Origin of the sequence: Buttiauxella warmboldiae (assembly GCF_003818135.1) — a bacterium.
Lineage (GTDB): Bacteria > Pseudomonadota > Gammaproteobacteria > Enterobacterales > Enterobacteriaceae > Buttiauxella > Buttiauxella warmboldiae.
Genome location: NZ_RPOH01000015.1, coordinates 64,472 through 80,210 on the forward strand (window position 1 = coordinate 64,472; position 15,739 = coordinate 80,210).

Genomic DNA, 15,739 nt, shown 5'->3' on the forward strand with positions numbered 1-15,739 from the left:
ACAAAGGTATGAAAGTTAAGCCGCGCCATTTTACCTGTAGCCACCTCTTATCGCAAGGCAACTCCAGGTGTCAGAGCGGATACTCAACGACCAGACGACGAGGCGCAACGCGTCCATCATCGTCTATTTCGGCCATGCCGATAAATTTCTCTTCATCACCTTCGGTGACTCGGACTAGCCCTTCTGCTGGTGCGCCAGCAACTTGCACCGGTTGCCCATTCTTGAAGTAACCCGCAACAGCAGGTAATAAATTCACGATGGGGAAATCCGACGCAGGACTATCCATTGGCATCAATAGCGGATCTAACAGCACGGATGGCTCAATTTCTTGCGCTTGTGCTTGCTCAACCAATGCATGCAATTGCTCAAGCGTCACCATGCGTTCAACGGGATACTTGCTTACGGCAAGACGGCGCAGGAAAGTCACGTGGGCCCCACAACCGAGCATTTCACCTAAATCATCGGTGATGGTGCGGATGTACGTCCCTTTAGAGCAGTGAATTTCCAGCTCAAGTTCATTGCCTTCATGGCGAATAAACAGAAGTTCGTAAACCGTAATAGATCGCGCTTCGCGCGGCACTTCGATCCCCTGGCGTGCATACTCATAAAGCGGCTTGCCCTGGTATTTCAGCGCGGAGTACATCGATGGGATTTGCTGTATTTCACCACGGAAACGCTCTAACGCGGCTGCCAGCTCCTGTTCACTAAAGGTTACCGGACGTTCCTGAACCACGGTGCCATCGGCATCGGAAGTATCAGTACGCTGCCCCAGGCGGGCAATGACACGGTAACGCTTATCGGAGTCCAGCAGATAGCGCGAGAATTTCGTTGCTTCGCCAAGGCAGATCGGCAGCATGCCGGTTGCAAGCGGGTCAAGCGCTCCGGTATGACCGGCACGGTTAGCGTTATAAATGCGCTTAACTTTCTGCAACGCATCGTTGGAAGATAAGCCCTGGGGTTTATCTAACAACAGCACTCCGTGGATATCACGACCACGACGACGAGGACGACTCATTAATCCTCCTTGCTGTCATCCGTATCGTTTACACGGCGCTCATCATCGTTTCTGATGACGTTGGAAACCAGATTCGACATGCGCATGCCTTCAACGAGCGAGTTATCGTAGAAGAAGGTCAATTCAGGCACGATGCGCAGGCGCATTGCTTTGCCCAGCAAAGAACGAATGTAGCCAGAAGCATCTTGCAGAACTTTGATGCCTTCTTTAACCGCCTGTTCGTCTTTATCGTTCAGGAAGGTTACAAACACTTTGGCATAAGCCAGGTCACGTGACACTTCGACGCCGGAAACGGTGGTCATCATGCCCAGACGCGGGTCTTTAATTTCGCGCTGCAGGATAATGGCGATTTCTTTCTGCAATTCCTGAGAAACACGCTGCGGGCGACCAAATTCTTTCGCCATAATAAATTCTCCATAAAATCAGGGGGCGCTCGGCCCCCTAAAGATATTAGCTATGTACCCGGCTGATATCAGGCGATAGTACGCTGGATTTCGATGATTTCGAATACTTCGATCACGTCACCAACACGCACATCGTTGTAGTTCTTCACGCCGATACCACATTCCATACCGTTACGGACTTCGTTGGCGTCATCTTTGAAGCGGCGCAGGGATTCCAGCTCGCCTTCATAGATAACCACGTTGTCGCGCAGGACGCGGATTGGGTTGTGACGTTTGACCACACCTTCGGTAACCATACAACCTGCGATTGCGCCAAATTTCGGTGATTTGAACACGTCGCGAACTTCGGCCAGGCCGAGGATCTGTTGTTTGAGTTCCGGAGACAGCATACCGCTCATGGCGGCTTTCACTTCGTCAATCAGATGATAGATGACGGAGTAGTAACGCAGATCCAGGCTTTCAGATTCAATGACGCGGCGAGCAGAAGCATCGGCACGGACGTTGAAGCCAACCAGAATAGCGTTAGAAGCTGCAGCAAGCGTTGCGTCAGTCTCAGTGATACCGCCCACGCCTGAACCGATGATTTTAACTTTAACTTCATCAGTAGAGAGTTTCAGCAGGGAATCGCTGATCGCTTCAACAGAACCCTGAACGTCTGCTTTGAGCACCACGTTCACTTCAGACACTTCGCCTTCGGTCATGTTGGCGAACATGTTTTCCAGTTTAGATTTCTGCTGGCGAGCCAGTTTCACTTCGCGGAATTTACCCTGACGATACAGAGCAACTTCACGAGCTTTTTTCTCGTCACGAACCACTGTGACTTCATCACCCGCTGCCGGAACACCGGACAGACCCAGGATTTCAACAGGAATAGACGGACCCGCTTCAGTCACTTCACGACCCATTTCGTCACGCATTGCACGAACACGGCCATATTCGAAACCACAAAGAACGATGTCGCCTTTGTTCAGGGAACCTTCACGAACCAGAACAGTTGCTACCGGGCCACGACCTTTATCAAGGAAGGATTCGATAACCACACCGCTCGCCATACCGTCACGCATTGCTTTCAGTTCAAGAACTTCAGCTTGCAGCAGGATTGCGTCCAGCAGTTCGTCAATACCTGTACCTGCTTTAGCAGACACGTGGATGAACTGGCTTTCGCCGCCCCACTCTTCTGGCATGATGCCGTACTGAGACAGTTCCTGCTTCACGCGGTCTGGATCGGCTTCTGGCTTATCGATTTTGTTCACCGCAACCACTACCGGCACCTGCGCCGCTTTCGCGTGCTGGATTGCTTCGATAGTCTGTGGCATTACGCCATCGTCTGCTGCAACAACCAGAACCACGATATCCGTCGCCTGAGCACCACGAGCACGCATAGAGGTAAACGCTGCGTGGCCCGGGGTATCCAGGAAGGTAACCATACCGTTGTCAGTTTCAACGTGGTACGCACCGATATGCTGGGTAATGCCACCCGCTTCGCCAGACGCGACTTTAGTCGAGCGAATGTAGTCGAGCAGTGAAGTTTTACCGTGGTCAACGTGGCCCATGATGGTCACAACCGGCGCACGTGACTCAGCAACTGCGTCAGTGTCACGGTCGCTCATCAGCGCTTCTTCCAGCTCGTTTTCACGACGCAGGATAACTTTGTGGCCCATCTCTTCGGCAACCAGCTGTGCGGTTTCCTGGTCGATGACCTGGTTAATGGTGGCCATAGCGCCCAGTTTCATCATCGCTTTGATGACCTGAGAGCCTTTAACCGCCATTTTGTTAGCCAGTTCGGCAACAGTAACAGTTTCGCCGATTACGACGTCACGGTTAACGGCTTGCGCAGGCTTGTTAAAGCCCTGCTGCAGCGAGCTTGGTTTACGCTTGCCTTTGCCACCGCGTACCGCAGCACGAGCTTCTTCACGGTCAGCTTTAGACTCACCGTGTTTGCCGCCTTTCTTCTGGCGAGGCGCTTTCGCTGTCGCAGTACGAGCACGAGTGCGGCCCGCTTCAACTTCGCGGTCGTTTTCGTCTTCGGCCTGGCGCGCATGTTGAGAAGTGGTGACATGGTAATCAGATTTGTCGTCTTCCACTTTCTCTTCTTCCGTCCACACGCCGGCGTTAGCTTCTGCCATTTTACGGGCTTCTTCCGCTACACGGCGGGCGTCTTCTTCTAATTTGCGACGGGCTTCTTCTTCAGCTGCACGCTTCAGCTCAGCGGCTTCTGCTTCCCGGCGGGCTTTGTCGGCCTGGGCGCTTTTCGTCATATCGTCTTGTTGATTGCTCACTTTGTCTTTTTCCGCAGCTTCACGTTTCGCTTTGTCAGCGGCTTCACGCTTAGCTTTCTCTTCAGCTTCACGTTTAGCTTTTTCTTGCGCCTCACGTTTGGCAGCTTCCTGCGCCTCACGTTGGGCTTGCTCTTCCGCTTCACGCAGCGCGAGTTCTTCCGCGGCAAGACGTTCTGTCTCTTGCGGATCACGTTTCACAAAGGTGCGCTTCTTGCGGACTTCGATTTGTACCGATTTACTTTTCCCACCGGTACCTGGAATGTTTAAAGTACTGCGCGTTTTGCGCTGTAATGTCAACTTATCTGGTGCAGAACCGTGTTCACGGTTCAGGTGCGCCAGCAATGTCTGTTTTTCCTGGGCCGAGACAGAATCATCAGCAGCCTTAGGGATCCCTGCATCAGCAAATTGCTGTACCAGGCGGTCCACGGAGGTCTGAATCTCTGCGGCCAGCGCTTTTACGGTTACATCTGTCATGCTGTTCCTTCCTGCTACAGTTTATTACGCTTCGCCACCAAACCAGCAGATATTACGAGCAGCCATGATCAACTCACCGGCTTTCTCATTGGTTAAACCTTCAATATCTGACAGATCGTCGACACCTTGCTCAGCCAGGTCTTCCAGCGAGCTTACACCGCGCGCAGCAAGTTTAAAGGCCAGATTGCGATCCATACCTTCGAGGTTCAGCAGATCCTCTTGCGGTTTGTTATCGCCCAGGCTCTCTTCCTGCGCTAATGCCAGCGTAGTAAGGGCGTTTTTGGCGCGATCGCGTAATGCTTCCACTGTATCTTCATCAAGGCCATCTATTTCCAGCAGCTCTTTCATCGGCACGTAGGCCAGCTCTTCGAGAGTGGAGAAACCTTCTTCTACCAATACAGTGGCGAAGTCCTCGTCGATTTCGAGGTATTTGGTAAAGGTATCAATGGCCGCATGGGCTTCAGCCTGATGCTTGGCTTGCAGGTCATCAACGGTCATCACGTTAAGTTCCCAGCCGCTCAGCTGTGCTGCCAGACGTACGTTCTGACCGTTACGACCGATAGCCTGTGCCAGATTGCCTGCCTCTACCGCGATGTCCATTGTGTGTTTGTCTTCATCAACCACAATGGAAGCCACGTCAGCCGGAGCCATAGCATTGATAACGAATTGCGCCGGGTTATCGTCCCACAGCACGATATCAATACGCTCACCGCCCAGTTCAGTGGAAACTGCCTGTACGCGCGCGCCGCGCATACCGACGCAAGCACCAACCGGATCGATACGCTTGTCGTTCGTTTTCACGGCGATTTTCGCACGTGAACCCGGATCGCGAGCTGCGGCCTTGATTTCAATCACTTCTTCGCCGATTTCCGGCACTTCAATACGGAACAGTTCAATCAGCATTTCTGGTTTAGAACGGCTAACGAACAGCTGCGCACCGCGAGCTTCCGGACGTACAGCATAAAGCACGCCGCGGATACGGTCACCCGGGCGGAAGTTTTCACGCGGCAGCATATCTTCGCGAGGAATAACAGCTTCAGCACTGGTGTTAGAACCATCGATCGGACGAACTTCGAGCGAAATATTATCACGGTTAACTTTCTTAACCACGCCGGTGATGATCTCACCTTCCAGCTCGCGGAACTGATCAACTACCATTGCGCGTTCAGCTTCACGTACTTTCTGTACGATAACCTGCTTTGCGGTCTGGGTGGTGATACGGTCGAAGGTGACAGACTCAATCTGGTCTTCAACATACTCGCCAACGTTCAGCTCTGGATCTTCAAATTGAGCGGCATCGAGAGTGATTTCACGCGTAGGTTGGGTCACTTCTTCGACAATGACCCAGCGGCGGAAAGTATCAAAGTCGCCACTTTTACGATCGATGCTGACGCGAACATCAATCTCTTGCTCATATTTTTTCTTGGTCGCTGTTGCCAGAGCACTTTCCAGCGCTTCGAAAATCTTCTCGCGCGGCAGTGATTTTTCGTTGGAAACTGCTTCTACAACAGCCAAAATTTCTTTGTTCATCCTGGGTTTTCACCTCAATCCAAACTATTAAAAGTGGGGTACCAGGTTCGCTTTCTGGATGTTGCTCAGCGCGAACACTTCATCTTTACCTTCCACCGTAACCGTGATCATCTCACCTTCTACGGCTTTAATAATACCCTGCCATTTACGACGGTTTTGCACGGCCATGCGCAACACAATGCTGACTTCTTCGCCGATGAAACGAACATAATGCTCGGCGGTAAACATTGGGCGATCAAGACCAGGTGAGGAAACTTCCAGGTTGTAAGCCACAGTGATAGGGTCTTCGACATCCAGTACTGCACTTACCTGGTGACTGACATCAGCACAATCATCAACATTGATGCCATCTTCACTATCAATATAGATGCGCAGCGTAGATTGGCGACCCCGAACAAATTCGATACCGACCAATTCATAGCCCAGCGCCTCGACCGGTGCTGAAATCATCTCTGTTAATTTTTGCTCTAATGTGGACAAGCCCACCCCCAAGACATAAAAAAAGGGCCTATAGCCCCGTTATTCTGAAGTCAGATAACAAAAAACCCCGATAAATCGGGGCTTGATATAACTGAACCCTGTATACCGCGAATGCGGCCCGGACACCATCCAGGAGAATTTTTTTCTAAATTCTTCGCGAGGCACCAACTGGTGTTCACAGTATATTTGAAAAAGAACTCTCAGGGAAAGTGGTTGCGGGGGCCGGATTTGAACCGACGACCTTCGGGTTATGAGCCCGACGAGCTACCAGGCTGCTCCACCCCGCGTCCGAAAACGTGGCAAATAATACGCCAGAATTGCATTAAATGCAAGAATTGCTGGGATTTGGTACCGAGGACGGGACTTGAACCCGTAAGCCCAATCGGGCACTACCACCTCAAGGTAGCGTGTCTACCAATTCCACCACCTCGGCACTTTGCGCACGGCAATCACCTCTTGCCGTACAGAAGCTTACTGCTTATTACTGCGGAATATCGCTGCTCGGCCTGGTAGGTGCCGCTGGCTGTGACTCAGTTTTTGTCGGCTGAGTTAAATTATCCCACACGCTTCCTTTATCGGTTTTGTTGGTATTGAGGTTACCCAGTACCAGGCTGATAATAAAGAACAGCGTTGCTAACACAGCGGTCATACGGGTCATGAAGTTACCAGAACCGTTAGAACCAAACAGCGTAGCTGAAGCGCCTGCTCCGAAGGAGGCTCCCATATCAGCGCCTTTACCTTGCTGCAGCATGATAAGACCGACAAGGCCCAGAGCTACAATAAGGAAAATAACTAAAAGAGCTTCGTACATAATCAACCTGTTCCTTGCGGGATTACCGCATACCAAAGCTTCAAACCAGTCAAGCGGATACGTTTAAGTTTACCCACTGAAGCGGGTGAGAATACTAACCAAAGCCTTCTGTCTGCGCAAGGGCAATTTCTTCACATTTTGCCGACTGCGGAAAAAAACAGCAGCAAACTTGCCTTTTCCTGCAAAACAGGCGGCAAACGCCGCCTTTTTATACAAACAGTAAAGTGCGTTTAAACCGCTTTTACCGCATCGGCAATACGATTGGCGTACTCGATAACCAGCGCTTCGTCTTCGCCTTCTACCATCACGCGAATTAGCGGCTCAGTTCCCGATTTGCGCAGTAGCACACGACCACGGTTACCCAATGCTTCTTCAACTTCAGCGGTCACTTTTTTCACAGTATCATGCTCAAGCGGATCGCCGCTGCCCGCAGTAAAACGCACGTTAACCAAAACCTGGGGGAATAATTTCATTCCGCTGCATAAATCATGCAGGCTCATATGGTTACGCACCATCGCGGTGAGCACTTGCAAACCGGCCACAATCCCGTCGCCCGTGGTGGTTTTATCAAGCAGGATCACATGGCCTGAGTTTTCCGCGCCGATTCGCCAACCTTTTTCCTGTAATTTTTCCAGCACATAACGGTCGCCCACTTTTGCACGCGCAAACGGAATACCAAGCTGTTTCAACGCCAGTTCCAGCCCCATATTGCTCATCAGGGTGCCAACCGCACCACCGCGTAGCTGGCCCTGACGTAAACCTTCGCGCGCAATGATGTAAAGGATCTGGTCACCGTCGACTTTATGACCGAGATTATCCACCATGATCAGGCGGTCACCATCGCCGTCGAGTGCGATACCAATATCCGCTTTTTCGGCCAGCACGCGCTCCTGAAGCATACGCACATCGGTGGCACCACATTTCTCATTGATATTAACGCCGTTTGGTTCACATCCAACCGCAATAACCGTGGCGCCCAGCTCACGCAGCACGTTTGGCGCAATGTGGTAAGTTGCCCCGTTGGCGCAATCAACCACAATTTTCATACCGTTGAGGCTTAATTCGTTCGGAAAGGTGCCCTTGCAGAATTCGATATAGCGACCGGCGGCATCCACGATGCGGCTGGCCTTACCCAGCTCGGCAGAATCCACGCAGGTAATCTCTTTTTCCATTTCCGCTTCAATGGCTTCTTCAACGTCATCCGGCAGCTTGGTACCGTCGATGGAGAAGAATTTAATCCCGTTATCATAGAACGGGTTGTGGGATGCGGAGATCACAATCCCGGCTTCCGCGCGGAAAGCGCGAGTCAGGTAGGCTACGGCAGGCGTTGGCATCGGGCCTGTAAACGATGCCGATAAACCCGCCGCCGCCAGACCCGCTTCCAGCGCGGACTCCAGCATATAGCCAGAGATGCGGGTGTCTTTGCCGATAATAATTTTACGCGAGCCGTGACGCGCTAACACTTTACCCGCGGCCCAGCCGAGCTTGAGCACGAAATCAGGTGTAATGGGGGAATCGCCAACACGACCGCGGATGCCATCTGTGCCAAAATATTTACGGTTACTCATAGCGTTTTTTTTCCTTCGCTGAAAGTGTGGCTTCCACCACGCGCATCGCTTCGACTGACTCTTTTACATCGTGAACCCGAATGATATTCGCCCCCTGCATTGCCGATATCACTGCGCAAGCAAGGCTCCCGCTCAGGCGTTGATCCGGCCCGACGTTCAGCAGTTGGCCAACCATTGATTTACGCGACATCCCCACCAGCAGCGGTAAGCCAAAATGGTGGAATTCGGAGAGTCGGGCTAAAAGTTGATAATTGTGGGTCAGATTTTTACCGAAACCAAAGCCCGGGTCGAGCAACAATTTTTCTTTTGCGATACCCGCCGCTTCGCAGCGCGCTATCTGGTCGATAAAAAAGCGGTTTACATCGGCCAGGACATCGTCGTAGTAAGGCGCCTGCTGCATATTTTTGGGTTCACCCTGCATATGCATCAGGCAAACCGGCAGCCCTGTCTCGGCGGCAGCTTCCAGCGCACCAGGCTGCTGCAGCGAGCGAATATCGTTGATGATATGCGCGCCGACCCGTGCTGATTCGCGGATCACCTCAGGTTTCGAGGTATCCACCGAAATCCATACTTCAAAACGCTGCGCAATAGCTTCGACAACAGGGATCACACGGGACAGCTCTTCTTCGACACTCACTTCAGCCGCGCCCGGGCGCGTGGACTCACCGCCAATATCAATAATCGTCGCGCCCGCATTGATCATCGCATTAGCGTGTTTTACAGCGTCCACTAATGAAGCGTGCTGTCCACCGTCGGAAAAGGAGTCTGGCGTGACGTTCAAAATCCCCATGATATGCGGATGTGAAAGATCAAGCGTGCTGCCCTGGGCTGTGAGTTTCATCGAAATTCCTTCCATTAGCTGAGGCTCAACAAAAAACAAAAACCCCGGGACAAGCCCGGGGTTTTATAGATTACGGCAATAACATCGGGCAGAGACGACTTATTTATCGCCCAACTGCTCTGACATCGTATTGCCAGGATTCGGCGTACGCGGTTCGTCGACCGGACGCGGTGCGCGTGGCGTACCGTTGTTGTCAGAATTGTTGCTGCCGTTATTGGACTCTTCCCAACCCGCTGGCGGACGCACATCGCGACGGTTCATCAGGTCATCAATCTGAGGCGCATCGATGGTTTCATACTTCATCAATGCGTCTTTCATGGTGTGGAGAATATCCATATTTTCATTCAGGAGCTGGCGTGCGCGCGCGTAGTTACGCTCAATCAACAGCTTCACTTCCTGATCGATGATACGCGCGGTTTCATCGGACATATGTTTCGCTTTCGCCACTGAACGACCCAGGAATACTTCGCCTTCCTCTTCCGCGTACAGCAACGGACCGAGTTTTTCAGAGAAGCCCCATTGGGTGACCATGTTACGGGCAATAGAAGTGGCTACTTTGATGTCGTTAGACGCACCGGTAGAAACATGCTCTGCACCGTAAATAATCTCTTCGGCAAGACGGCCGCCGTACAGGGTAGAAATCTGGCTTTCCAGTTTCTGACGGCTGGCGCTGATGGCATCACCTTCCGGCAAGAAGAACGTTACGCCCAACGCGCGACCGCGTGGGATAATCGTCACTTTATGTACCGGATCGTGCTCTGGAACCAGGCGACCGATAATCGCGTGTCCTGCTTCGTGGTATGCGGTGGATTCTTTTTGCGCTTCCGTCATCACCATGGAGCGACGTTCCGCACCCATCATGATTTTGTCTTTCGCTTTTTCGAATTCAACCATCGAAACCACACGCTTGTTGCCACGGGCAGCAAACAGAGCAGCTTCGTTGACCAGGTTTGCAAGGTCAGCACCGGAGAAACCAGGCGTACCGCGCGCAATGATTGCTGCGTCAATGTCCGGAGACAACGGCACACGGCGCATATGCACTTTCAGGATTTGTTCACGGCCACGCACATCTGGCAGACCCACAACAACCTGACGGTCAAAACGGCCCGGGCGCAGCAACGCCGGGTCAAGGACGTCTGGACGGTTAGTCGCGGCGATAACGATGATACCTTCGTTACCTTCGAAACCATCCATTTCGACCAGCATCTGGTTCAGCGTCTGCTCACGTTCATCGTGACCACCACCCAGACCTGCGCCACGCTGGCGGCCTACGGCGTCGATTTCATCGATGAAGATGATGCACGGCGCCGCTTTCTTAGCTTGTTCAAACATGTCGCGCACGCGGGATGCACCCACGCCCACGAACATTTCAACGAAGTCAGAACCGGAGATAGTAAAGAACGGAACTTTCGCTTCGCCCGCGATGGCTTTCGCCAGCAGGGTTTTACCGGTACCCGGAGGGCCAACCATCAGCACGCCTTTCGGGATTTTTCCGCCCAGTTTCTGGAAGCGGCTTGGCTCGCGAAGGTACTCAACCAGCTCAGCAACCTCTTCTTTTGCTTCGTCACAGCCGGCAACGTCAGCAAAAGTGGTCTTAATTTGGTCTTCGGTAAGCATACGCGCCTTGCTCTTGCCGAACGACATGGCACCTTTGCCACCCCCGCCCTGCATCTGACGCATAAAGAAGATCCAGACCCCAATTAGCAATAGCATTGGGAACCAGGAGATAAAAATAGAAGCCAGCAAGCTTGGCTCTTCAGGCGGCTCGCCTACTACTTTCACATTTTTGGTCAGCAGGTTATCAAGCAGTTTAGGATCGTTAACGGGGATGTAAGTCGTGTATCGGTTACTATCTTTCTTGGTAACTTTGATTTCACGTCCATTGATACTCGCTTCACGAACCTGATCCTGATTCACTTCAGACAGGAAAGTGGAGTAATCCACCCTACGGCCGTTTGACTCGCTGGGCCCAAAGCTCTGGAACACAGACATCAGCACAACCGCGATGACCAGCCAGAGTATTAGGTTTTTCGCCATGTCACTCAAGGGATTAACCTCATATTACAACTGTGTTAACAAACAGCGTCAGGGGACTATAGTTTTCGCCCAGTCGCTACAATGTACACTTCACGTGAGCGGGCACGAGAAGAGTCCGGTTTACGAACTTTAACTGTCGTAAACAGGGAGCGAATTTCTCGTAGGTATTCATCGAAACCTTCGCCCTGAAACACTTTCACTAAAAAACTACCGCCCGGTGCCAGAACATCACGACACATTTCCAGTGCCAGTTCGACTAAATACATAGCCCGGGGAATATCAACTGCCGGTGTCCCGCTCATATTTGGAGCCATATCTGACATGACAACCTGAACTTTACTGTCACCAACACGATCCAGCAGAGCTTTCACGACTAGTTCATCACGAAAATCGCCCTGAAGGAAATCAACACCAACGATAGGATCCATTGGTAAAAGATCGCAAGCAATGATTCGCCCCTGGTTCCCGATTTGCGTCACAACATATTGCGACCAACCTCCGGGAGCCGCACCCAGATCGACAATCGTCATCCCTGGCTTAAAAAGTTTGTCACTTTGCTGTATTTCATCAAGTTTAAACCAGGCTCGGGAACGCAACCCTTTTTTATGCGCCTGAATTACATATTTATCGCTAAAGTGTTCCTGCAGCCAGCGACCAGAGCTGGCAGAACGCTTTTTACCTGTCATCTCATTTTCCAACTTTGTTCATCGTGAGTAGCAGGCTGTAGAGTTATCAGCACAGCCGATTTGGCGATACGGTAGAGATGGCGGTAGAATGAACCGTTTTCAATCCCAACGTAAGCAAAAAATACGATGAATCTGAGTACTAAACAAAAACAGCACCTGAAAGGTCTTGCACATCCGCTCAAGCCTGTAGTCATGCTTGGCAATAACGGTTTGACCGAAGGGGTACTGGCCGAGATTGAACAAGCGATCGAACATCATGAGTTAATCAAGGTGAAAATCGCCACTGAAGATCGCGAAACTAAAACCTTGATCGTGGATGCCATCGTGCGTGAAACCGGCGCCTGTAATGTACAGGTTATCGGTAAAACGCTGGTGCTCTATCGCCCGTCTAAAGAGCGCAAGATTTCTCTGCCGAAATAAGCAGAGAGTGTGCAAAATGCCACGCTCTGTTAGTTGATAAAAGGCCGCGGTGCGGCCTTTTTCCTTTCTTTACAATACTCCACGCCATAAAAAAGCGTAGCAGAAATTATAAATATTCCACTTTTAGAATTTCGAACTCTACATCACCGCCCGGGGTGCGGATAACCACCACATCATCCTGCTCTTTGCCCACCAGACCACGAGCGATCGGTGAGTTCACCGAAATCAGATTCTGTTTAAAATCAGCTTCATCATCGCCAACGATGCGATAAGTCTGCTCTTCGTCGTTATCCAGATTCAAAACGGTGACGCTCGCGCCGAAAATAACGCGGCCATTGTTTGGCATTTTGGTGATATCGATCACCTGCGCGTTGGACAGCTTAGCCTCAATATCCTGGATACGGCCTTCGCAAAAACCCTGCTGCTCGCGCGCGGCATGATACTCGGCATTTTCTTTCAAATCGCCGTGTTCGCGGGCATCGGCAATCGCGGCGATAATTTGTGGACGGCGCACAGATTTCAGGAAATCCAGCTCTTCACGTAATTTTTCTGCGCCACGTAGGGTCATCGGAATAGGTTGCATTGTTATACCTCGTCAAAACTTTCCTGTTCAGAACGGCCATACGGCGTTCCTGAATCCAGGGCCTGGTCTGCGCGAGTAGGCAAACCCCTGGCACTAAGCAAAATAAAAACTGACCCGGTGCAAAGCACCAGGCCAGGAACGGTTTCCAGATTGACCTGTATTTTACCCTGGAGTTCCCTGAGGGTCATCGTTTACTTTGCACTGCGATGCACCGTAGTATGACGATACGTTTCCAGGTTGTTACCGCGAGATTATGCGATTTTTTAGATTTGTCATTGGATTGACCAGCGCTCTGGTGTTTAGCGCCCAGGCCGCCAACGTTGAAGAGTACACTTCCCAACTGCCTGCCGGTGCGAATCTGGCGTTAATGGTTCAGAAAGTCGGGGCGCCCGCGCCCTTGATTGACTATCACAGCCAACAAATGGCGTTGCCGGCAAGTACCCAAAAGGTCATTACCGCTCTGGCAGCCTTGCTTCAGCTAGGCCCGGATTTCAGGTTTAACACCACCCTTGAAAGCCACGCCCAGGTGAGCAATGGCGTATTGCAGGGGGATCTGACTGCGCGATTTGGCGGCGATCCGACGCTAAAACGTCAGGATATTCGCAATATGGTAGCGGTACTGAAAAAATCAGGCGTGCAGCAAATTCAGGGAAATGTGCTGATCGACACCTCCGTTTTTGCCAGCCATGACAAAGCGCCAGGCTGGCCGTGGAATGATATGACGCAATGCTTTAGCGCCCCACCGGCGGCGGCCATTGTTGACCGAAATTGTTTTTCTGTTTCGCTCTACAGCGCACCTAAAGCTGACGATTTAGCCTTTATCCGCATTGCCTCTTACTACCCTGTGGTGATGAATAGTCAGGTTCGTACCCTCGCAAAAGGATCTCCAGAGGCCCAGTATTGTGAACTGGATGTCGTTCCGGGCGATCTGAATCGCTTTACGCTTACCGGCTGTATGACTCAACGCGCCGACCCGCTGCCACTCGCATTTGCGATTCAGGATGGCGCAAGTTACGCAGGCTCGATTTTAAAAGCCGAGCTTAAAGAGGCGGGAATCAGCTATAGCGGAACTCTATTACGTCAGACGCTATCTAATACCCCGGGAACGGTTATCGCCAGCAAACAATCGGCACCCTTGCACGATTTGCTAAAGATCATGCTGAAGAAATCAGACAACATGATTGCCGATACCGTTTTTCGTACCATCGGCCATAGCCGCTTTGGCGTACCGGGAACCTGGCGTGCCGGTGCGGATGCGGTGCGGCAAATCCTGCGTCAGAAAGCAGGTGTCGATTTAGGTAACAGTATCGCAGTCGATGGTTCGGGATTATCCCGCCACAATCTCATTTCCCCGGCGACGATGATGCAGGTATTGCAGTACATCGCCCAGAATGACAGCGAGCTTAACTTTATCTCAATGCTACCTTTAGCAGGTTATGACGGCTCGTTACAGTATCGCGCGGGCCTGCATCAGGCCGGTGTTGATGGCAAAGTCTCGGCGAAAACCGGCTCGCTGCAGGGGGTCTATAACCTTGCCGGGTTTATTACTACCGCCAGCGGCCAGCGCATGGCCTTTGTGCAGTATCTGTCAGGCTATGCTGTCGCGCCTGCCGACCAACGTAACCGCCGTATCCCATTAGTGCGCTTTGAAAACCGTCTCTATAAGGATATCTACCAGAATAATTAAGTGATGAAACTGCTGATTGTTGAAGACGATTTACTATTACGAGAAGGCCTGGTGCTGGCGCTGAATAGCGAGGGTTATGCTCTGGATTGCGCAACAACAGCTGCTGAAGCAGATGCGCTGATTGAAAGCGGTGAATACGGCATGGTAATCCTCGATCTTGGCCTACCGGACAAAGATGGCGCTACGCTGCTCAGGCAATGGCGCCGTCGCAGTATTAGCACGCCAGTACTAATACTCACAGCGCGTGACGCGCTGGAAGACCGTGTTAATGGCCTGGACTCAGGCGCTGATGATTATCTGGTTAAACCCTTTGCTCTGGCCGAATTACAAGCCCGCACGCGAGCCCTGATTCGCCGTTATCAAGGGCACAGCGATAATCTTCTTCAGCATGATGATCTGACACTCAACCTGCAAACTCAGCAAGTGTTGTTGCACGATCTTCCCGTGGAAATTACACCTAAGGAGTTTGCGTTACTCACGCGCCTGATGATGCGTATCGGGCAAACGGTGCATCGCGAAACATTACAGCAGGATATCTACAGCTGGCAGGACGATCCCGGCTCCAATACGCTTGAAGTACATATTCATAATCTCAGGCGCAAGCTAGGCAAAGACAGGATCAAAACCGTACGGGGTGTTGGCTATCGGCTGGAGAGACGAACATGAATAGCATGCGCCAGCGGTTAATGATCCTGCTTGCCCTTATTCTGCTTTTTTTCCAGCTGATCAGCGTTATCTGGCTGTGGCATGAAAGCCGTGAACAAATCAGTTTTCTGGTCAACGAAACGCTTTCCGCCAAATCACGCAATCAACACGTTGAGAAAGAGATCCGTGAGGCTATTGCGTCGCTGCTGGTTCCTTCACTGGTGATGATCGGCTTCACCTTATTTTTGGTTCATCGCGGTTAAGCGTGAACCAATAGAA

Annotated in this window: 14 protein-coding genes, 2 tRNA genes and 1 pseudogene; 4 read left to right on the forward strand and 13 right to left on the reverse strand. The window is 51.6% G+C overall.

The features are described from left to right. Nucleotides 1-70: 70 nt before the first annotated feature. From truB to rlmE, 12 genes are all read right to left on the reverse strand, one after another. On the reverse strand, nt 71-1,015 hold the full coding sequence (truB, locus tag EHN07_RS04765; RefSeq protein ID WP_124023050.1) for a tRNA pseudouridine(55) synthase TruB: 945 nt from the start codon (nt 1,013-1,015) through the stop codon (nt 71-73). Next, entirely contained in the window at nt 1,015-1,419 is a 405-nt protein-coding gene (rbfA, locus tag EHN07_RS04770) for a 30S ribosome-binding factor RbfA (protein WP_034459684.1), read from the reverse strand. Before rbfA ends, truB begins: the two co-directional genes overlap by 1 nt. 68 nt (nt 1,420-1,487) lie before the next feature. Further along, nucleotides 1,488-4,172, reverse strand: a complete 2,685-nt coding sequence (infB, locus tag EHN07_RS04775; protein ID WP_124023051.1) for a translation initiation factor IF-2 — start codon at nt 4,170-4,172, stop codon at nt 1,488-1,490. Between the two features lie 24 nt (nt 4,173-4,196). Next, complete coding sequence (nusA, locus tag EHN07_RS04780) at nt 4,197-5,702, reverse strand: transcription termination factor NusA (protein ID WP_124023052.1); 1,506 nt, start codon at nt 5,700-5,702, stop codon at nt 4,197-4,199. A 27-nt stretch (nt 5,703-5,729) separates the two neighbouring features. Continuing rightward, complete coding sequence (gene rimP, locus EHN07_RS04785; protein ID WP_148085460.1) at nt 5,730-6,182, reverse strand: ribosome maturation factor RimP; 453 nt, start codon at nt 6,180-6,182, stop codon at nt 5,730-5,732. Between the two features lie 210 nt (nt 6,183-6,392). Further along, nucleotides 6,393-6,469: transfer RNA gene (locus EHN07_RS04790), tRNA-Met, on the reverse strand. Nucleotides 6,470-6,528: 59 nt separating this feature from the next. Further along, nucleotides 6,529-6,615: transfer RNA gene (locus EHN07_RS04795), tRNA-Leu, on the reverse strand. A gap of 48 nt (nt 6,616-6,663) precedes the next feature. Then, the gene (secG, locus tag EHN07_RS04800; RefSeq protein WP_124023054.1) at nt 6,664-6,993 is read right to left on the reverse strand and encodes a preprotein translocase subunit SecG; all 330 of its coding nucleotides are present in this window, start codon (nt 6,991-6,993) and stop codon (nt 6,664-6,666) included. Between the two features lie 230 nt (nt 6,994-7,223). Further along, entirely contained in the window at nt 7,224-8,561 is a 1,338-nt protein-coding gene (glmM, locus tag EHN07_RS04805; RefSeq protein WP_124023055.1) for a phosphoglucosamine mutase, read from the reverse strand. Further along, nucleotides 8,554-9,402 (reverse strand): dihydropteroate synthase, encoded by an 849-nt coding sequence (folP, locus tag EHN07_RS04810; protein ID WP_124023056.1) that lies wholly within the window; start codon nt 9,400-9,402, stop codon nt 8,554-8,556. The genes glmM and folP overlap by 8 nt, the downstream gene beginning before the upstream one ends. A 99-nt stretch (nt 9,403-9,501) precedes the next feature. Continuing rightward, nucleotides 9,502-11,439 (reverse strand): ATP-dependent zinc metalloprotease FtsH, encoded by a 1,938-nt coding sequence (gene ftsH / locus EHN07_RS04815; RefSeq protein ID WP_124023057.1) that lies wholly within the window; start codon nt 11,437-11,439, stop codon nt 9,502-9,504. A gap of 56 nt (nt 11,440-11,495) precedes the next feature. After that, nucleotides 11,496-12,125, reverse strand: a complete 630-nt coding sequence (rlmE, locus tag EHN07_RS04820) for a 23S rRNA (uridine(2552)-2'-O)-methyltransferase RlmE (RefSeq protein WP_115627163.1) — start codon at nt 12,123-12,125, stop codon at nt 11,496-11,498. Between the two features lie 126 nt (nt 12,126-12,251). Here rlmE and yhbY point away from each other — a divergent pair, with 126 nt between their 5' ends. Continuing rightward, nucleotides 12,252-12,545: a ribosome assembly RNA-binding protein YhbY gene (gene yhbY / locus EHN07_RS04825; RefSeq protein ID WP_034498826.1), complete on the forward strand. Its 294-nt coding sequence runs from the start codon at nt 12,252-12,254 to the stop codon at nt 12,543-12,545. A gap of 106 nt (nt 12,546-12,651) precedes the next feature. On the opposite strand, the gene greA is transcribed toward yhbY, so the two are convergent. Next, the gene (greA, locus tag EHN07_RS04830) at nt 12,652-13,128 is read right to left on the reverse strand and encodes a transcription elongation factor GreA (protein WP_120064575.1); all 477 of its coding nucleotides are present in this window, start codon (nt 13,126-13,128) and stop codon (nt 12,652-12,654) included. Nucleotides 13,129-13,381: 253 nt separating this feature from the next. Here greA and dacB point away from each other — a divergent pair, with 253 nt between their 5' ends. The 3 genes and pseudogenes from dacB to EHN07_RS04845 all read left to right on the forward strand — a co-directional run. Beyond that, nucleotides 13,382-14,815 carry a serine-type D-Ala-D-Ala carboxypeptidase gene (dacB, locus tag EHN07_RS04835; protein ID WP_124023058.1) on the forward strand — a complete coding sequence of 478 codons (1,434 nt, stop codon included), beginning with the start codon at nt 13,382-13,384 and terminating at the stop codon, nt 14,813-14,815. A 3-nt stretch (nt 14,816-14,818) separates the two neighbouring features. Then, nucleotides 14,819-15,481 (forward strand): two-component system response regulator PmrA, encoded by a 663-nt coding sequence (gene pmrA / locus EHN07_RS04840; protein WP_124023061.1) that lies wholly within the window; start codon nt 14,819-14,821, stop codon nt 15,479-15,481. Continuing rightward, nucleotides 15,478-15,705, forward strand: a pseudogene (locus tag EHN07_RS04845) (two-component system sensor histidine kinase PmrB); the annotation flags it as partial. The gene pmrA and the pseudogene EHN07_RS04845, both read left to right, overlap by 4 nt. Between the last annotated feature and the right edge of the window lie 34 nt (nt 15,706-15,739).